Here is an 18,183-nt window from a genome sequence, read left to right on the forward strand (position 1 = left end):
TAAAATATAATATTAGGAGTATAGTCTCTATATTTGCAATATATAAATAGAAAGTATGTTCATGAAGCGATTAGATTTAAGGGATTATTTCTCTGTAGTAGGAGGAGTATTATTCTTTATAGGTATGTCTAGTTCTGTGTATGCACAGGAGAGTCTGTCATTTACAGATGCGTATAATAAGATGTATCAAGATAATAGTCTTATTAAGGCAGTAGAGAAACAGGAAGAAGTACACCATTATAAATGGCAAGCTACTAAGGGGCTACGCTATCCTTCTGTGCGTGCTTTCGGAGGAGGACTATATCTTAGCAAATCGTTAGGAGTAGATCTAAATGGGTTGAAAAATGGAATAGGAGATTTTATTCATTTACCTAATCCAGATGTCTTAGGTAACTGGTCTAAGTCATTTAATAAAAAAGATATGGTTTTCGGTGGTTTTATGGCTACTTGGCCTCTTTATACAGGAGGAAAGATTAACGCAGCTATAAAGGCACATGAGATAGAGAGTAAAATAGGAGAGAAAGATTTAGAAAAAACGAAGAATAAGTTAATCACTGAATTAGCACAACGTTATTATTCAGTGAAGTTAGCTGAAGAAGCTGTGGCTGTAAGAAGAACAGTCTTAGAGGGGATGAATAAACATCTACACGATGCGACTAAGCTAGAGGAACACGGTATGATAGCAGCTGTAGAAAAGATGAGTGCTGATGTGGCGGTATCAGAAGCTAATAGACAGCTAGATGGAGCGCTAAAAGATGCTAAATTAGCAAGGTTAGCCTTAGCAAATACATTAGAAGTAGATGAAGTTACAGCTACGTTAGATAGTGATTTCTTTTCGATACCTCAGTTAGAGAACGTTGACTTCTTTCAAGGTTCTGCTGTAGAAAATTATCCAGAACTACAAAAATTAGTATTGCAAAAAGAGCTAGCTGATCAAGGGGTAAAAGTAAAGCAATCTGCTAATTATCCAACAGTATTTGGATTCGGACAAACAATATTAGCACATAATAACCCTATCTTAATAGGAGAGAAAGATAGTAAGCCGTGGGTAGTAGGGATAGGTGTTAGTTATACGTTATTCGAAGGATTTAAAAACAAGAATGAGATTAAAGCTGCTAAAGCAACTAGAGAAAGCGTAGAATTATTCGAAACAAAAGCGAAGAGTGATGTGAAGATGCTAGTAGCTAAGCTGTATCAAGATATTCAAAAACAAGAAGATCAGATTAAGAATCTTAATGTACAAGAGAAATTAGCAGTGGAGTATCTACGTGTTAGAACTAAAGCATTCTCAGAAGGTTTTGCAACATCAACAGAGGTAGTGGATGCTGAGATGAATTTGTCAGGAGTAAGATTAATGAAACTACAAGCCAATTATAATTATGCTATAGGGGTGGCATCCCTTTTCGAAGTAGCAGGATTAAGTCATAATTTTTTACAATACACAAAATAATATAAGCTTTAAAAGATGAAAAATAAAGTTGTAAGTGCAATGGTTGCTATCGTTATAGTGCTTTTAATTTTAATTATATCACTATGGTATATGAGTGCACCATCAGAATCCTATATTCAAGGACAGGTAGATGCTACACAGATTAATGTGGCTTCTAAGATACCTGGACGTGTAGAAGATATTTTAGTAAAGGAGGGACAACAAGTTAAAGCTGGGGAGTTATTATTAAAAATAAGCACTCCTGAGATAGATGCTAAACTACTACAGGCGGAATCAGCTAAACAGGCTGCACAAGCTATGGATGCTAAAGCTAATAAAGGAGCAAGAGGTGAAGAAGTCTCTGCGACTTATAATATGTGGCAACAAGCAAAAGCAGGAGCAGAATTAGCAGAGAAGACTTATAATCGTGTAGAGAATTTATATAAAGAGAAAGTAGTACCAGCTCAAAAAAGAGATGAGGCATATACACAGTTTAAGGCTTCACAAGAAGTAGAGAAAGCGGCATATGCTAAGTATCAAATGGTACAAAAAGGAGCTCGTGTAGAGGATAAAGCTGCAGCATTAGCTATGGTAGGACAAGCACAAGGTGCTGTAAATGAAGTGTTGTCTCTGAAAGGAGAAGGTGATGTAAAAGCTCCACAACAAGGAGAAGTATTGACTATCATGCCTAATAAAGGGGAAATAGTGAATTCTGGTTATCCTGTGGTCAATCTAGTAGATTTGTCAGATGTATGGGTATATTTCAATATCAAAGAAAATCTAATGCCTAAGTTTAAGATGGCAAGTAAGTTTATGGCTAAGTTTCCTGCTTTAGGGGATGAGATGGTAGAGCTAGAAGTACAGTATATCGCTGCTCAAGGAGACTATGCTACATGGACGGCTACGAAAACAAAAGGTGATTTTGATATGAAGACATTCTTAATTAAAGCTTACCCAACTAAGAAGGTAGAAGGTCTTAGACCAGGTATGAGTGCTTTAGTATTAGAAAGTAGTTTGAAATAAAGGGTGTAATGACTAAAACAGGTTTTTTATCTATATTTATTAGTGAATGTAAAAGGATGTTTACATCACCGCGGTTGCTTGTCTTGATGATAGGTGTGCCTATGATGCTATTCTATTTTTATTCATCACTGCTGAGTCAGGGGATTTCACGAGATCTCCCTGTTACGTTACTAGATTTAGATAAAAGTAAATTGTCTCGTCAGTTAGGACGTATGATTGATGCTACAGCTAGTATGGACATTGCTTATGAAGTAAGTGATGAGCTAGAAGGTCAACAGACAATTAGAAGAGGAGATTCTTTTGCTCTAATTATCATACCAAAGAATTTTCAGAAAAATGCTCAGAAAGGTGTTTATACTAATGTAGTGTGTTACTACAATGGGCAGTATTTATTACCAGCAGGATTAATACAAAGAGATTTCCAGATGGTAGCAGGTAATCTAGCTGCAGGGGCAAAGATCATGAGTTTACAACAGAGTGGACTGATGGCAGAACAGGCTGTGGCTACTGTAGTGCCTACAGGTACTAATAGCCATGTGCTGTATAATCCTTATACAAGTTATGGGTATTATCTGACACTTGCTTTTATGCCAATGTCATTTCAGATTATTATTATGGTCATCTCTATCTATGTTTTTGGATCTGTGTTGAGATATAATAAAGGGAAACAATTATTAGAACAGAGTAATGATAAAGTATTCGTAGCTGTGATAAGTAGAATATTACCTTATACGTTACTGTTCTGTTTAATGGGGTTCATGATGAATAGTTTACTTTATTACCGAATCGGAGTTCCTTTTAAAGGAAATTTCTTCGTTATAAATTTATTCTTTTGTTCTTTCGTAGTGGTATGTCAGAGTATGGCTTTCTTTATGGCTTCTATTATGTCTAGCCTTAGAACAGCACTGACTATAGGAGGGTCTTATGCAGCTCTAGCCTTTTCTTTTGCTGGATATACGTTTCCTCCAGAAGGGATGAGTGCATTCATAAGAGGGTTTAATTATATTTTTCCATTCCACTCTTATATGCGTTTTACAGTTGATTATGCTATTAAAGGATTTCAATATAATAATACACAACAGAATTACATCATAACGCTAGCTATATTTGTATGCGTAGGATTGTTGTGTATTCCGTTGTACTATAAAAAATTGAAGAAAGGAGGATACGATGTTTAAAGGTCTAATAGCTAACTTCGCTTTAATTACAGAAGCGTGTAAACGAGAGTTTAAACTAATCTTTTCGGATTCGGCTGTAGTGATGTCCTATATGCTATCTTTTATGTTAGTAGGATTCTTCTATTCTTATGTCTACTCACATGAGAACTTTGATGACTTACCTGTAGCAATTGTAGATCACGATCAGGCTAAGTTAGGGCAGCAGGTTAGTAGAATGATAGATGCTACACATCAGTTAAAGGTAGTATATCATACAAGTGATTTTGATGCAGCTAAGGAAGTATATGATAAAGGTGAAATTAGAGGTATTATAATGATACCAAAAGATTTTACTCGTGATATGCAAAAGGGAGAAGTCCCTTCTATCTCAGTATATGCAGATGCGTCTTATATGCTCTATTATAAGCAAACTATAGGAGCTGTGATGGTCTCTATGGGAACGTTCAATGCGCAAGTAGAAGTGAACAAGGCAATGGCTAAAAGCACACCAATGGATCAGGCTATTGCTACTAGACGTCCATTTAATGTCACAGCTGTACCTCTTTATAATATTAATGTTGGATATGCTACATTCGTTATCCCAGTAGTGTTTATTATTGCATTACAGACATTACAGTTAACAGGTATGGGGATTATGGGGGGGACACTTCGTCAGAATGGGATGTTTGCTCAGGTCTTTTCTTATGCTGAAAAAAGACGTTTTAGCAATGTCTTTTTAACTTTAGGAAGAGCCTTGACTTATTTGATTATATCAATGATATTACTTTTAGTAGGGGTGCTTATTATCATGCATGTTTATAATTTGCCCCAACGAGGAAATATATTTGAGATTATGATCTTTTTGATTCCTGTTATCTTGTCTATTACCTTTATGGGAATGACTTTAGTAAACTTCTTTAAGAGAAGAGAAGAGGCAATTATGAGTGTTACAGTATTCTCTATTCCAGCTCTAATGCTTAGTGGTACTTCATGGCCTACAATAGCCTTTCCTGCTTGGATAAAAGGTGTTTCTGTATTGGTACCAAGTACGTTAGGAGTAAAAGGATTTATATCTCTTACACAGTTCGGAGCATCACTGACAGAAATTAGCGATGTCTTTATTAAAATGTGGGGTATTTGTATTTTTTATTTTATCTTTGCGGTCTGGACCAACAGAAGGTTAAGACAAACGAAAACAACTAATTCAATATAGCTTTAGAGCTAATAAAATTAAAAAAGCAGAAGTATTTACTTCTGCTTTTTTTGTTCAGATATAAAGGGAAAATTTAATTCTTAATAGATAGTTTGTATATGCCTGATTCATTTTTGTCATTATCAGGATCTTCACATAGTAAGAACTCTAAGTTTTTTCCTTCTTGACTATATAAGGTTAATCCTTCGAATTTATGTGTGTTACTTATGGTTAGTGTCTTTTCTACTTTTAGTTTTTTGGTATCTATACGGCCTAGTATAGTTCCTTTTATTTCTCCATCAGCATAGGTTGATTGACCATCTTCTGCAGCAGCTAAGAAGTATATCTTGTCTTCTACTTTAATAGCGTCTGTAAAGCTAGTCTGTACTTTATTAAGTTTTGGTAATTTCATAGGAGTATAAGTGATTTGAAAATCATTTAGAATGTTGTTACCCTTTACAACGAATACTCCATTAGCACCTTTAGGTCCATTTCCTCGATTAAAAAAATACCATAGATCATTGTCAAAAATTACCCCTTCTATATTAAAGTCAGCATCACTTAGATTAGCAAAACTCTTCATAGAATCATATAGTATGTCTAGTTCGTTTTCTGAAAGGACTTCGTGTGTCAGTCCGTTTACTTCTACTAAGTTTATTCTATTCGGTTTAGAGCCAGAACCAAAAATATAGTAGTTTAACCCATCTGTAGTGATTGCTTCATAATCAGGTTTAATAGCTTTCTCTATATTCTCTTGACTTAGATTGTCACTTGATAAAGACGTTTTATAAAGATGATTATTCTGTAAACTATAGTGATAGAAGTAAGTAGAATTGTCAGAAATGATATGGAGTTGGTTGTCATCATACACTAAGCCAGATGCAGCTCCAATGCCTAATATCTGGAAAAGTAGTTCTAGTGCAATTTGTTTCATAGAATAAATGTTATGTAAAAGCGGAGTAAATTAAAATAAAATAGTAATTTAAGCTTAAAAATTTCTGAGAATGAATATAGAAGAAAAATATAGAATAGACAATAAAGTTGAGCTAGAAAAATTATCAACTGTACCAGATTTAAATCTATCTATGACCAAGGCATTTCGAAAAGTGGAAAAACTGAGTCGTAACTTAGGTAAATTTCAGGATGTGATGTATGCTCATAATCGTTATAGTGTACTTATCTGTATACAAGGAATGGATACAGCTGGGAAGGACAGTTTAATTAGAGAAGTTTTTAAGGCTTTTAACGCTAGAGGGGTAGTGGTGCAAAGTTTTAAGAAACCTACGTCTTATGAACTAGAGCATGATTATATCTGGAGGCATTATGTGACCTTGCCTGAGAGAGGAAAGTTTACTGTGTTTAATCGTAGTCATTATGAGAATGTATTGATTTCTAGAGTTCACCCACAAGTAGTTTTAAATGAAAGAATACCTGGTATTAATAAAGCAGAAGATATAACAGATGAGTTTTGGGACAAACGTTACGAAGAGATTAATAACTTTGAGAAACATATCAGTAATAATGGAGTAATAGTCTTGAAGTTCTTTTTGCACCTAAGTAAGAAGGAGCAGAAGAAAAGAATATTGCGTCGATTAGAAAAAGAGAAACACAATTGGAAGTTTGAACCTAGTGATATTAAAGAAAGAGAGTACTGGGATAACTATCAAAAGTATTATGAAGAGGCTATTAATAGGACTTCTACAGCAGAATGTCCATGGTATGTATTACCTGCTGATGATAAGGCTTATTGTCGTTATGTGTTTGCTAAAATACTAGAAGAAGTATTTAGTAAATATGACGATATCAAATTGCCTAAACTAGACCCTGAGATTCAAAAGGATCTGGATATGTATATTGAGAAATTAAAGAATGAAGAGTAAGATAATGATAAAGCCAATTCAATTATTGAATTGGCTTTATTGTTCAGTTATGTTTCTATTTCTATTTCTTTTTGCTTTTCTTTTTTAAAGAAAATCCGTAGGCTACACGGACAGCAAGTTGATCAGTGTTATAATCATTGTAATTTTCATAACGAAGACTTACATCTACATAGCGATTAGCAAAACCAATAGAGGGTGACCAAATAAAGGTATTTCCCATTCCTGAGTGCGTACCAATACCTACTCCTAATTCTCCCATAGCATAGATGTTTTTGTTTAAAAACTGTTTAAATCCTGCTTTTATTGGAACTAATCCTAAATCTCCTTCATCTCCATTAAATAAATGAGTATAACCTGAAGTTAAAGTAAACGAGGTTTTTTGACTAACGTCATATTGGATTCTTGCATCTACACCAAGTGCGGCATCATATTTAGAATCTAAAGGCATACCTCCGTTTAGACCAAAACCTACTCTAAATCCCTGAGGGTAATAAGGCTTGTCTTTCTTTTGAGCTGCAGCTGGCATTGCAACTAAAATAGCACTTAGTGCTAACACTGTAAGTGAAATTTTTTTAGTGAGTTTAATCATGAGGATTGTGTCTTTATTTTGTTGTTTGAGAAAAATATACTGCAATAAACTTGCCGTTTGAGAATATGTTTTTGTTTATTCGTGTAATTAAGAGAGTGAGTTTCCGTATACAGTAGTTATATTTGCACAAAATTTTTGTCAATGAATTTATCAGTATACTATAAAGAATTTGGGTATAATATACGTTTAGCTTATCCTATTATATTAGCAATGCTTGGTCATACAATTGTGGGGGTGATTGATAATATTATGGTGGGGAAAATCGGAGCTACAGAATTAGCAGCAGCTTCTTTAGCAAATAGTTTTGTTTTTATAGCAGTGGCTTTAGGTGTCGGATTTTCAACAGCTTTGACTCCATTAGTAGCTCATAGTGATGCAGAAAAAGATGTAGAAGGTGGAAGAAGTATTTTTATTAATGGGCTGGCATTATGTACTATTTTAGGAGTAGTGTTATTTAGTATTATCTTTTTTGCAAAGCCTCTATTAATGCACATGGGGCAGCCAGAGGAGGTAACGATCCTTGCTAAACCATTCTTAGATATTGTAGCTTTATCTTTGATTCCATTAGTAATGTATCAATCTTATAAGCAGTTTGCAGATGGTAAATCACAGACAAAAAATTCTATGTATGCAACGATAATTGCAAACTTAACTAATATAGTATTTAACTATTTGTTGATATATGGTGTGTGGATTTTCCCCGAATTGGGTATGCTAGGGGCAGCTTATGGTACACTTATTTCGCGTATTGTGATGATTATTTATATGCATTTCGCTTTGAAGAGACAAGAGATGTTTAAGCCTTTCTTATCACATATTAAGTTTCATGAAATCAAAAAGGAGATGTTACTGAAAATTACAAAAATTGGAGTTCCTTCAGGAATGATGAGTTTCTTTGAAGTAGCACTTTTTGTTGGAGCAGTATGGTTATCTGGAATGATAGGTACAGAGGCACAGGCCGCTAATCAGATCGCATTGAGTATGTCTTCGATGACTTTTATGTTTGCAAGTGGGCTAAGCGTAGCTGCGATGATTAGAGTAGGGAATCAAAGAGGATTAAAGGATTATGTGAAGTTAAGAGTAGTAGCGAGGTCTATTATCTTAATGGCAGTTATTATTTATACAGGCTTTGCAATTCTTTTTGTTTTATTCCATCAGTATATTCCAATGTTGTTTTTAGATAATAATGACATCGAAAATGCGGTAATGAATCAAGAAGTGATTAAATTAGCAGGCACGTTATTACTTGTAGCGGCAGTATTCCAAATATCAGATTGTATACAAGTAGTAACATTAGGAGCACTTAGAGGACTTCAAGATGTAAATATGCCTATGGGAATTACTTTTGTATCTTATTGGATTATTGGTTTTCCTATATCTATTTACCTTGGATTGTATACTAGTGTAGGAGCAGCTGGGATATGGATAGGTTTATTAGCAGGATTAACTACTGCTGCAATATGTCTATACTGGCGTTTTCATAAATTGTCAAACAGATTAATAAATAATAATTAGAATTAATATGGAGTTACCAAAATTCGTACTAGCTGATAATACTGAGTATCCAGAGGATATTTTTATTATACATTTAGAATTCCCTAGATTTATCATCAACTTAAATACTGATGAGGTAGAGTTCTTAGAAACAATAGAAGAGTCTGAAGAAGCTGAGATAGAAGCTGAGATGGAAGGATTGATCGTAAAAGCTGGTGAGTTTTACGAAAGAGAGATGGAGCGTTACGTAGATGACGAGGAACTAGACGAAGAAGATTAATATAGAACAAGCTAAATAGTTCAATACTATTTAGCTTGTGAGTTAAAATATAGATCTAAGATTTTATGAGCAGCTGCGAAAGGTGATAATTCACTGTTTTGCACTGCTTTTTTGTTTTCAGTAAGCATTGCTTTTATTTCTGGGTGATTGTAGAAGTTCATTAATATGTTTTCGTTTATAGTCTCCATCATCCAATATTGGTTTTGTTCTTGACGTCTGTTGTCGAAATAACCATTTTCTTTGGTCAATGTGGTGTATTGAGTGATGATGTCCCAAATTTCTTTTATTCCTGTGTTTTCAATAGCACTACAGGTACTTACTTTTGGTGTCCATCCAGAAGGCTTCTTAGGGAAAAGATGTAAGGCTCTATTGTAATCAAGTTTAGCCATATGAGCTCTTTTTATATTTTCACCATCTGCTTTATTGATAATAACAGCATCCGCCATTTCCATAATCCCTCTTTTGATTCCCTGAAGTTCATCACCAGCACCAGCTAGATTAAGTAATAAGAAGAAGTCTACCATACTCTGTACCGCAGTTTCGCTTTGTCCAACCCCCACTGTCTCTACTAGTATAGTGTCAAAACCGCAAGCTTCGCATAAGATTATACTTTCTCTTGTTTTTCTAGCTACACCACCCAAGCTGTCTCCAGAAGCTGATGGGCGTATAAAAGCATTCTCTTCTCGGACTAGTTCTTCCATACGTGTCTTATCTCCTAAGATACTTCCCTTAGTGATACTGCTACTAGGATCAATAGCTAATACAGCTACTTTTTTACCCATTTTAGTCAGTAAGAGACCGAAGGCTTCTATGAATGTACTTTTCCCAACTCCAGGTACACCTGTTATACCAATGCGGACAGATTTATTAGCATAAGGAAGACATCCTTGTACTATTTCGTCTGCTTGTGCGTGATGCAGTGGATTTAAACTCTCAATAAGTGTGATACCTTGACTTAAGGCTACTTTATCATTGTTAATGATTCTCTGAATAATTTCAACAGTAGATATCTTCTGTCTGCGTCTAGCTTGAAACTTAGCTATAGCATCTTGATCCGTAGTATTAGGTTGTTCAATACCTTCGTTTTCAGTTAACGCTGATTTATTATAATTATGCTGTGACATTTTTAAGAATCTATTGGGTTGGTGTAATGATAAAAGGTAAAAGTACTAAAAATAGGCATATTTCGAAATTTATTTGAACGGTTAGGACAGTATATGTACAACCTATTATATTTGGGCTTAACGAAAAATGACGTAATGAATACTAAACTTTTTGCACCCAAAACATTAGTAAACAAAATCAATGAACAAACAGTAAATCAAAAAACAGTCTTTCCAATTCTATTAGCAATAAGCTTTGGACACTTATGTAATGATTTTCTACAAGCTATAGTACCAGCGGTCTATCCTCTATTAAAGACTAACTATAACTTAACATTTGCACAAATCGGAATGATCACTTTTTGTTATCAAGTTTCTTCCTCTTTACTTCAACCTTTAGTAGGAACTTATACAGACAAACATCCAAAACCTTATTCACAAATGATTGGTATGATTTGTTCTATGCTTGGAGTGATTTTACTTAGTTACGCCCCTTCTTATGCAATGGTACTATGTGCTGTTATATTAATAGGAATAGGATCTTCTATATTCCATCCAGAGTCATCTAGGGTATCTTATGTAGCTTCAGGAGGGAAACGTAGTTTAGCACAATCTATTTTCCAGATTGGAGGTAACACAGGAACAGCTTTAGCACCATTATTAGTAGCTTGGGTTGTATTACCAAAAGGACAACAACATTTACTATGGTTCTTAGTTGTTGGTTTTATTGCTCAATTTGTATATGCTTTTATTGGTGGATGGTATAAAGATGTATTAAAGAGTCAAGTTGGTAAGAAGAAGAAAGTTATTCGTATTCCTGAACTTTCTAAGTTAAGAGTATGGACATCTATTGTAGTTTTATTATTACTTATCTTTTCTAAGTATTTCTATGTAGCTAGTATTTCTAGTTATTTTCAGTTTTATACAATGGATAAGTTTGGTATAAGTGAAGTACAAGCTCAGGTTTATCTTTTTTACTTCTTGTTAGCTGTGGCAGCAGGAACTTTAATAGGCGGTTTCTTTGGAGATAAGGTAGGACGTAAATATATTATTTGGTTCTCAGTATTAGGAGTAGCTCCGTTCACGATGTTACTACCTTATGCTTCTTTAGAGTGGACAGGTATATTAATTGTGATTATCGGTTTAATCCTATCCTCAGCATTCCCATCTATATTAGTGTATGCACAAGAGCTATTACCACGTAAAATAGGGATGGTATCAGGTTTGTTTTATGGCTTTGCTTTTGGTATGGGAGGTTTAGGATCTGCTGTTTTAGGATGGTGGGCTGATCGTACTTCTATTGAGAATATCTATATGATTTGTGCCTATTTACCTTTAATAGGGATTATAGCAGCTTTGTTACCAAATATGAAAAAAGTCAAATTTAGAGAAGAGGAGTAGTATCTATTAATTTAAAGTTTATCTTTAAGAGAATCAACCTTTAAACTAGATAGTATGAGAGTAGCGTATATTACACTATCAATAAGTATATTATTTATTTCTTGTGGAACAAAAGATAAATTGACTTCAGATAAAGACAAGTATAAAAAAGAGTATGAGCAAGCTCTAGTTAGTTATAATAAAAATAATGAGCCTCAGATTTATAATAACTCTAATGCTCCTGTATTAGAAGCTGAAAAACCTCTTACCTTAAAGTAAGGTTATATAAAAAAAGCGAGTAAACACAAATGTTTACTCGCTTTTTTTTAGTTATACTTATTTATTATAATATCTTTCCTGATAAGAACATTGCTGCTATAGAGAAGTAGATTATTAATCCAGAAACGTCTACTAGTGTAGCAACAAACGGAGCTGATGCAGTAGCAGGGTCCATTCCAAACTTTCTTAGTATAAATGGTATTAACGAACCTGATAAGGTACCCCATAACACAATGAATAGTAAAGAGACTGATACACTTAGTCCGATAGCAATCCAATGCTCTCCGTAGTCATAGATACCTGCTTCTTGCCAAATAAAGATTCTCACGAAACCTATAATTCCTAAGATACCTCCTAGCATAACTCCTGAGGCAACCTCTTTTCGCATTACATACCACCAATCACTTAACTTTAGCTCTCCTAATGCCATAGCGCGTATAATAAGAGAAGCTGCTTGTGAACCTGAGTTACCTCCACTAGATATGATTAAAGGAACGAATAGTGCTAATACAACTGCCTTTTCTATCTCATCTTCAAAATGTCCCATGGCTGAAGCAGTTAACATTTCTCCTAAAAATAAGATGATTAACCAACCAGCTCTTTTTCGTACTAATTCAAATAGTGGTGTATGTGTATAAGATAAATCTAACTCTTCCATACCCCCGAACTTTTGGATATCTTCAGTATCTCTATCTTTAATAGCATCTAAGATATCATCGAAGGTTACTATACCCACAAGCACTCCGCTTTCAGTAATAATAGGTAGTGCAGAACGATCATATTTCTCGAATATATCAAAAGCATCTTCTGTTTTTGTAGTACTTGTAATAGAAGCAAATGTATTGTCTATTAAGTCTGCTATTAGTGTATTTTCGTCTGCTAGAACTAATTCACCTAGTTTTAAGTCATCAATTAATCTATTGTGATCATCTACTACATAGATATAGTTTAATGTTTCGGCTTTTTTACCATACACCTTGATATGATCTAAAACTTGTCTAACTGTTTTGTTAGCCTTTGTTTGTATGTATAAAGGAGTCATTAAACGAGCAATACTATCTTCTTTATATCCTATTAAGTTAAGTGCAATTTGCTTTTCTTTATCATTTAATAAGTTGATAGAGTATTTAATTAATTCATCTGGGAAATCTTCTAATAACTCTGTACGGTCATCGGGTTCTAAGTTATTAAGTACATCTGCATAATCTTCTCTAGTCATGCTACGCACTATTTCCTCTTGAATATTAATATCTAAAAAGGAGAATACTTCAACTTTTAAGTCAGGTGAAAGCTTTAGAAACGCAAGGTTTCTATCGGTTCTTTTCATCTCTGTAATTGCTTCAGCAATATCTGCTGGGTGCATGTCTTTAAAAGTCATAGATCGAAGCTTATTAAGTAGTTAGTATAATATATTCTTAAAAACTATGCAAAGGTAATCTATACAAAGTGTACTTTAAAATTTCTAATGATTTTTTAATAAAATAAACTTCTCTTAATATTTTATCTATTTAAATTAAAGGTTATCAATAGCATTGTCTAAAATTTGTGAATCTAAGCTTTTCTTAGCCTTGGCGCCCATGTCTTTTAATTTTTGCACAGAAGTTATTAAGTTTCCTTTTCCTTCGCTTAATTTATTGAAGGCATTGTCATATTCATTTCTTGATTCATCTATCTTCTTTCCTACTTTTTGTAAGTCTGTAACTAGTCCAACAAATTTATCATATAGCAAGCCTGCTTGTCTAGCTATTTCATAAGCGTTTTCTTGTTGCTTGCGCTGGCTCCACATTGTTTCTATTGTGCGTAATGTTGCTAATAGAGTAGAAGGGGTTACTATGACGATGTTTTTTTCAAAAGCTTTAGTGTATAGTGTATTATCTGCGTTAATTGCTATAGAGAAGGCTGTCTCTATAGGGATAAATAGCAATACAAAATCAGGACTTGTACCTCTGTATAGTTCGTGGTAATTCTTTTCAGACAATCCTTCTATATGTCTTTTTAAAGAAATTAAGTGCTCTTGTAGATAGCGTTTTTGTTCTTCGATATCTACAGTATTGATATACTGTTCATAAGCAACTAAGGATACTTTAGAGTCAACTACCATATGTCTATTGTCAGGTAAGTAGATTACAACATCGGGTTGTAGTCTATTACCTTCTTCAGAAGTGTAGCTTTGTTGAGTTTCATATTCTCTACCTTTTTCTAAACCAGATTTTTCAAGTACACTTTCTAGAATCATCTCTCCCCAGTTTCCTTGCATTTTATTATCTCCTTTTAAAGCCTTTGTTAGATTAAGAGTTTCTTGACTCATCTTTTGGTTTAGCTGTTGTAACCCAAATATCTGTTGACGCAATGCAGCATGATGGTCAATGCTTTCTTTATGTGTTTGTTCTACTTTTTGTTCGAAGTGAAGTATTTTCTCCTGTAGAGGTGATAATAGCGTTTCTAAGCTAGCTTTATTCTGTTTAGTGAACTTATCACTTTTCTCTTCTAATATTCGATTAGCGAGGTTCTCAAATTCTTTTGTGAACTTCTCTTGAAGATTAGTAGTCTCTTGTTGTTGTGATTCTAATCGTTCTTGTAAATTAATGTATTCTGTATCGCGAATAGATATACGTGCTATTAGTTCCTGATTATCTAATCGGATAATTTCTAAGTTTTCTTCTATTGTTTTCTTTTCACTTTTGAGCTGATCTATCAGTTTATCTTTAAAGTCGCTGTCTGCTTGTAGTCTAATAAGATCTCCAGATGAGGTAGTTTCTTTTTTACCTGATTTACCAATGAAAAAAGCAACGATAATTAGAATAGCTAATAAGCCAATTAATATTTCTTGTGACATGATTTTTGACAATGAAGTTAGATAGTCAAAAGTAGTAAATAATGTCTGTATAACAGAGTGTAGTATTGCTATGGATTTTAGCAAAACTATATTATGGATATAAATGTTTGTAATTTAGGTTTTTGTATTCTTAAATGTTATATCTTTAATATTAGACTATAATTTTAAAGATATTTATTATGAGAAACTTTTTATGTGTATGGTTATTACTTATGGCCTCAAGTTTATTTGCTAATTCTTTTGTCTCTATTCCTGTTAATGATACACTTATACAGAGTGATATTAAGCAAGAAGCAAAGAATAAAAAGAAAAGAGATTTAAAAGAAAAACTAACTCAGATGGATGGATATATTGCTTGTAATTTTACACAAGTGGATGAAACACAATCTATCGCAGATGGGAATGTTTTTATGAGCCCTGAAGCTATGACAAGCCTTAAGAAGTTTGTGATGAAAGATCGAAATGTATTACTTAGCTCTATTTTTATAATTTCAGCTTATGACTCTATAGAATTTGGAGAGTATGAGGTATGTGCAGGCGGTATTTATTATAAATATTATAATAGTAGAGTAGATAAAAGAGAAGGATACTCTAGAAATAAATAAAAAAAGCCCACTTGATAAAAGTGGGCTTTTTTAGTATTATCTACTTAAGTACATTTTTCTACGAGAATAGATTTCATAGAATTGATCGTCTCTTAAGTTTTCGATAAACAAGATACTTTCTCCTGTAGATTTCATTTCAGGTCCTAATGCTTTATTTACATTTTTGAACTTGTTGAAAGAGAATACTGGAGTTTTGATTGCGTATCCGTTTAATTGTGGATTAAAGTCAAAATCAGTTACCTTGTTGTGTCCTAGCATTACCTTAGTAGCGTAGTTTACATAAGGTTCTCCATACGCTTTAGCGATGAATGGAACTGTTCTAGATGCTCTAGGGTTAGCTTCGATGATATATACAATATCATCTTTGATAGCGAACTGAATGTTGATTAAACCAACTGTTTTTAAAGCTACAGCAATTTTTCTTGTGTGGTCTTTAATTTGGTTTAACACATATTCACCTAAGTTAAATGGAGGTAACATAGCGTGGCTATCACCAGAGTGAACTCCACATGGTTCTATATGCTCCATAATACCGATGATGTGTACATTCTCACCGTCACAGATAGCATCTGCTTCAGCCTCAATAGCTCCTGCTAGATAGTGGTCAAGTAATAATGAGTTACCAGGAATAGAGTTCAGTAATTCGATTACGTGCTCCTCTAATTCTTTTTTGTTGATAACGATCTTCATTCCTTGTCCTCCTAATACATAAGAAGGTCTTACTAATAGAGGGAAGTCTAATTGATCTGCTAATTTATTAGCTTGTTCAGCTGTTTTAGCAACACCGAATTGAGGGAATGGGATGTCTAATTGCTCTAATAATTCAGAAAAACGCCCTCTGTCTTCTGCTAAGTCTAATGCGTCAAAGCTAGTTCCTAAGATCTTAATACCATTCTTCTCTAGTTTTTCAGCTAGTTTCAGCGCTGTTTGACCACCTAACTGTACGATTACTCCTTCTGGTTTTTCGTGTTGGATGATGTCATAAATATGTTCCCAGAATACTGGTTCGAAGTATAATTTGTTCGCTGTATCAAAGTCAGTAGATACTGTCTCTGGATTACAGTTAATCATAATCGTTTCATAACCACACTCTTCAGCAGCTAATACTCCATGTACACAAGAGTAATCGAATTCAATACCTTGACCGATACGGTTAGGTCCTGAACCTAGTACCACTACCTTTTTCTTATCTGTTACGATACTTTCGTTAGAGACATAACGTGTACCGTCAGGTCTTTCGATTTCAGCCTCGAACGTAGAGTAGTAGTAAGGAGTCTTAGCAGGGAATTCTGCAGCACAAGTATCTACTAATTTAAACACACGTTGAATGTTCATTGTATCACGTAAGTCGTGTACTTTACTCTCAAGTGTATTTAGCATATGAGCGATTTGTCTATCGGCAAAACCTTTTTGTTTTGCTTCTAGTAATAAATCTTTAGGTAGAGTTTCAAGTGTATATTTAGAAATCTCTTTTTCTAACATATATAGTTCTTCGTATTGTTTTAAGAACCACATGTCGATTTTAGTGATTTCGTGTATTCTACTTAATGGAATACCGTGTTGGATTGCATCATAGATTACGAAAACTCTATCCCAACTTGCGTGAGTAAGTTTATCGATAATTTGATCATAGTTAGTGTATCCTTTACCGTCAGCTCCTAGACCATTACGTTTAATCTCTAATGATTGAGTTGCTTTGTGTAAAGCTTCTTGGAATGAACGTCCGATACCCATAACCTCACCTACAGATTTCATTTGAAGACCTAATGTTCTATCAGCGCCTTCAAATTTGTCAAAGTTCCAACGAGGTATTTTAACGATTACATAGTCTAAAGTCGGCTCGAATAAAGCAGATGTAGATTTAGTAATTTGGTTTTGTAATTCATCAAGTGTATATCCTAATGCAAGTTTAGTTGCAATCTTAGCGATAGGGTAACCAGTCGCTTTAGAAGCTAATGCAGAAGAACGAGATACACGAGGGTTGATCTCAATAGCTACGATATCTTCTTTTTCGTCTGGTGATACAGCGAACTGTACGTTACATCCTCCAGCGAAGTTACCGATACTACGCATCATCTTGATCGATAGATCACGCATTCTCTGGAATGTTCTATCTGATAATGTCATAGCAGGAGCTACTGTGATACTATCTCCTGTGTGGATACCCATAGGGTCCATATTCTCGATAGTACAGATGATTACTACGTTATCATTTTTGTCGCGTAATAATTCTAATTCGTATTCTTTCCATCCCAATAAAGCTTTGTCAATTAAAACTTCGTGGATAGGAGAAGCTTCTAATCCATAAGTTAATAAATCGTCGAAGTCTTCTTCTTTGTGAACGAAAGCTGCTCCAGTACCTCCTAAGGTAAATGAAGGACGAATAACTAATGGGAAACCAAATTTTTGAGCGATCTCTTTTCCTTCTAAGAATGAGGTAGCTGTACTTGCAGGAGCTGCAGGAACATCTATTTTTTCTAGAAGTTGTTTGAACTGCTCACGATCTTCAGTGATGTTAATAGCGTTGATATCAACACCGATTAGGCGAACTCCGAAGTCTGCCCATATACCTTTCTCATCGCATTCTAAACATAAGTTTAGTGCTGTCTGACCACCCATAGTAGGTAATACAGCATCAATCTCAGGATGAGCTACAAGAATCTCAATAATAGATCTTGCTGTCAGTGGTTTTAAGTAAATATGATCTGCCATAGATGGGTCAGTCATAATTGTCGCAGGATTAGAGTTAATCAAAATAACTTTAATTCCTTCTTCTCTTAAAGATCTTGCTGATTGTGAACCTGAGTAATCGAATTCACAAGCCTGTCCGATAATGATTGGTCCAGAACCAATGATTAATACAGTTTTGATAGAATTGTCTTTGGGCATTTTAATTGTGTTGTTATGTTAAATACTTCGTTGTGAGTGAAGTAAGT

General features: G+C 34.2%; 16 protein-coding genes. 10 read left to right on the plus strand and 6 right to left on the minus strand.

Annotated features, from left to right (window positions below; all coding sequences use genetic code 11):
* Positions 1 to 61 precede the first annotated feature (61 nt).
* Genes MYRA21_RS10390 through MYRA21_RS10405 form a run of 4 tightly spaced genes read left to right on the plus strand, consistent with a single transcriptional unit; the run spans position 62 to position 4,822 of the window.
* Positions 62 to 1,450: a TolC family protein gene (locus MYRA21_RS10390; protein WP_235279891.1), complete on the plus strand. Its 1,389-nt coding sequence runs from the start codon at positions 62 to 64 to the stop codon at positions 1,448 to 1,450.
* A 15-nt stretch (positions 1,451 to 1,465) separates the two neighbouring features.
* On the plus strand, positions 1,466 to 2,452 hold the full coding sequence (locus tag MYRA21_RS10395) for an HlyD family secretion protein (protein WP_006266487.1): 987 nt from the start codon (positions 1,466 to 1,468) through the stop codon (positions 2,450 to 2,452).
* A 56-nt stretch (positions 2,453 to 2,508) separates the two neighbouring features.
* A complete protein-coding gene (locus MYRA21_RS10400) occupies positions 2,509 to 3,630 on the plus strand; it encodes an ABC transporter permease (RefSeq protein WP_232297427.1) in 1,122 nt (373 codons plus the stop codon).
* Positions 3,623 to 4,822 carry an ABC transporter permease gene (locus MYRA21_RS10405; RefSeq protein ID WP_006256985.1) on the plus strand — a complete coding sequence of 400 codons (1,200 nt, stop codon included), beginning with the start codon at positions 3,623 to 3,625 and terminating at the stop codon, positions 4,820 to 4,822. Before MYRA21_RS10400 ends, MYRA21_RS10405 begins: the two co-directional genes overlap by 8 nt.
* A 73-nt stretch (positions 4,823 to 4,895) precedes the next feature.
* Here the strand turns inward: MYRA21_RS10405 and MYRA21_RS10410 are convergent, their stop codons facing one another.
* Positions 4,896 to 5,735 (minus strand): hypothetical protein, encoded by an 840-nt coding sequence (locus MYRA21_RS10410; protein WP_006256984.1) that lies wholly within the window; start codon positions 5,733 to 5,735, stop codon positions 4,896 to 4,898.
* Between the two features lie 70 nt (positions 5,736 to 5,805).
* Between MYRA21_RS10410 and MYRA21_RS10415 the strand changes: the two genes are divergently transcribed.
* The gene (locus tag MYRA21_RS10415; protein ID WP_039328961.1) at positions 5,806 to 6,681 is read left to right on the plus strand and encodes a phosphate--nucleotide phosphotransferase; all 876 of its coding nucleotides are present in this window, start codon (positions 5,806 to 5,808) and stop codon (positions 6,679 to 6,681) included.
* Between the two features lie 61 nt (positions 6,682 to 6,742).
* On the opposite strand, the gene MYRA21_RS10420 is transcribed toward MYRA21_RS10415, so the two are convergent.
* Positions 6,743 to 7,270, minus strand: coding sequence for a hypothetical protein (locus MYRA21_RS10420; RefSeq protein ID WP_006256982.1), 528 nt, complete (start codon positions 7,268 to 7,270; stop codon positions 6,743 to 6,745).
* Between the two features lie 141 nt (positions 7,271 to 7,411).
* Here MYRA21_RS10420 and MYRA21_RS10425 point away from each other — a divergent pair, with 141 nt between their 5' ends.
* On the plus strand, positions 7,412 to 8,785 hold the full coding sequence (locus tag MYRA21_RS10425; protein ID WP_006266491.1) for an MATE family efflux transporter: 1,374 nt from the start codon (positions 7,412 to 7,414) through the stop codon (positions 8,783 to 8,785).
* A gap of 7 nt (positions 8,786 to 8,792) precedes the next feature.
* Positions 8,793 to 9,044, plus strand: a complete 252-nt coding sequence (locus MYRA21_RS10430) for a hypothetical protein (protein WP_006256980.1) — start codon at positions 8,793 to 8,795, stop codon at positions 9,042 to 9,044.
* Positions 9,045 to 9,070: 26 nt separating this feature from the next.
* Here MYRA21_RS10430 and meaB read toward each other — a convergent pair whose 3' ends face one another.
* Positions 9,071 to 10,168: a methylmalonyl Co-A mutase-associated GTPase MeaB gene (gene meaB / locus MYRA21_RS10435; protein WP_006256979.1), complete on the minus strand. Its 1,098-nt coding sequence runs from the start codon at positions 10,166 to 10,168 to the stop codon at positions 9,071 to 9,073.
* Positions 10,169 to 10,303: 135 nt separating this feature from the next.
* On the opposite strand from meaB, the gene MYRA21_RS10440 reads away from it, so the two are divergent.
* Positions 10,304 to 11,548, plus strand: a complete 1,245-nt coding sequence (locus tag MYRA21_RS10440; RefSeq protein ID WP_006260731.1) for an MFS transporter — start codon at positions 10,304 to 10,306, stop codon at positions 11,546 to 11,548.
* Positions 11,549 to 11,602: 54 nt separating this feature from the next.
* On the plus strand, positions 11,603 to 11,806 hold the full coding sequence (locus MYRA21_RS10445) for a hypothetical protein (RefSeq protein ID WP_006256977.1): 204 nt from the start codon (positions 11,603 to 11,605) through the stop codon (positions 11,804 to 11,806).
* 64 nt (positions 11,807 to 11,870) lie between these two features.
* Here the strand turns inward: MYRA21_RS10445 and mgtE are convergent, their stop codons facing one another.
* Both mgtE and MYRA21_RS10455 read right to left on the minus strand, forming a co-directional pair.
* Complete coding sequence (gene mgtE, locus MYRA21_RS10450) at positions 11,871 to 13,184, minus strand: magnesium transporter (protein ID WP_006256976.1); 1,314 nt, start codon at positions 13,182 to 13,184, stop codon at positions 11,871 to 11,873.
* Between the two features lie 135 nt (positions 13,185 to 13,319).
* Positions 13,320 to 14,642 carry a DNA recombination protein RmuC gene (locus tag MYRA21_RS10455; RefSeq protein WP_006256975.1) on the minus strand — a complete coding sequence of 441 codons (1,323 nt, stop codon included), beginning with the start codon at positions 14,640 to 14,642 and terminating at the stop codon, positions 13,320 to 13,322.
* A gap of 179 nt (positions 14,643 to 14,821) precedes the next feature.
* On the opposite strand from MYRA21_RS10455, the gene MYRA21_RS10460 reads away from it, so the two are divergent.
* Positions 14,822 to 15,247 carry a hypothetical protein gene (locus tag MYRA21_RS10460; protein ID WP_006256974.1) on the plus strand — a complete coding sequence of 142 codons (426 nt, stop codon included), beginning with the start codon at positions 14,822 to 14,824 and terminating at the stop codon, positions 15,245 to 15,247.
* A 36-nt stretch (positions 15,248 to 15,283) separates the two neighbouring features.
* Here the strand turns inward: MYRA21_RS10460 and carB are convergent, their stop codons facing one another.
* Positions 15,284 to 18,136 (minus strand): carbamoyl-phosphate synthase large subunit, encoded by a 2,853-nt coding sequence (gene carB, locus MYRA21_RS10465; RefSeq protein WP_006256973.1) that lies wholly within the window; start codon positions 18,134 to 18,136, stop codon positions 15,284 to 15,286.
* Positions 18,137 to 18,183 lie beyond the last annotated feature (47 nt).

The sequence above is a fragment of the Myroides sp. A21 genome, from assembly GCF_000807225.1.
In the GTDB taxonomy this organism is placed as follows: domain Bacteria; phylum Bacteroidota; class Bacteroidia; order Flavobacteriales; family Flavobacteriaceae; genus Flavobacterium; species Flavobacterium odoratimimum.

Bases quoted from the DNA above. Each gene is read 5' to 3' on its own strand.
- MYRA21_RS10390 (WP_235279891.1), top strand. From the start codon at position 62: ATGAAGCGATTAGATTTAAGGGATTATTTCTCTGTAGTAGGAGGAGTA.
- MYRA21_RS10395 (WP_006266487.1), top strand. From the start codon at position 1,466: ATGAAAAATAAAGTTGTAAGTGCAATGGTTGCTATCGTTATAGTGCTT.
- MYRA21_RS10400 (WP_232297427.1), top strand. From the start codon at position 2,509: ATGTTTACATCACCGCGGTTGCTTGTCTTGATGATAGGTGTGCCTATG.
- MYRA21_RS10405 (WP_006256985.1), top strand. From the start codon at position 3,623: ATGTTTAAAGGTCTAATAGCTAACTTCGCTTTAATTACAGAAGCGTGT.
- MYRA21_RS10410 (WP_006256984.1), bottom strand. From the start codon at position 5,735: ATGAAACAAATTGCACTAGAACTACTTTTCCAGATATTAGGCATTGGA.
- MYRA21_RS10415 (WP_039328961.1), top strand. From the start codon at position 5,806: ATGAATATAGAAGAAAAATATAGAATAGACAATAAAGTTGAGCTAGAA.
- MYRA21_RS10420 (WP_006256982.1), bottom strand. From the start codon at position 7,270: ATGATTAAACTCACTAAAAAAATTTCACTTACAGTGTTAGCACTAAGT.
- MYRA21_RS10425 (WP_006266491.1), top strand. From the start codon at position 7,412: ATGAATTTATCAGTATACTATAAAGAATTTGGGTATAATATACGTTTA.
- MYRA21_RS10430 (WP_006256980.1), top strand. From the start codon at position 8,793: ATGGAGTTACCAAAATTCGTACTAGCTGATAATACTGAGTATCCAGAG.
- meaB (WP_006256979.1), bottom strand. From the start codon at position 10,168: ATGTCACAGCATAATTATAATAAATCAGCGTTAACTGAAAACGAAGGT.
- MYRA21_RS10440 (WP_006260731.1), top strand. From the start codon at position 10,304: ATGAATACTAAACTTTTTGCACCCAAAACATTAGTAAACAAAATCAAT.
- MYRA21_RS10445 (WP_006256977.1), top strand. From the start codon at position 11,603: ATGAGAGTAGCGTATATTACACTATCAATAAGTATATTATTTATTTCT.
- mgtE (WP_006256976.1), bottom strand. From the start codon at position 13,184: ATGACTTTTAAAGACATGCACCCAGCAGATATTGCTGAAGCAATTACA.
- MYRA21_RS10455 (WP_006256975.1), bottom strand. From the start codon at position 14,642: ATGTCACAAGAAATATTAATTGGCTTATTAGCTATTCTAATTATCGTT.
- MYRA21_RS10460 (WP_006256974.1), top strand. From the start codon at position 14,822: ATGAGAAACTTTTTATGTGTATGGTTATTACTTATGGCCTCAAGTTTA.
- carB (WP_006256973.1), bottom strand. From the start codon at position 18,136: ATGCCCAAAGACAATTCTATCAAAACTGTATTAATCATTGGTTCTGGA.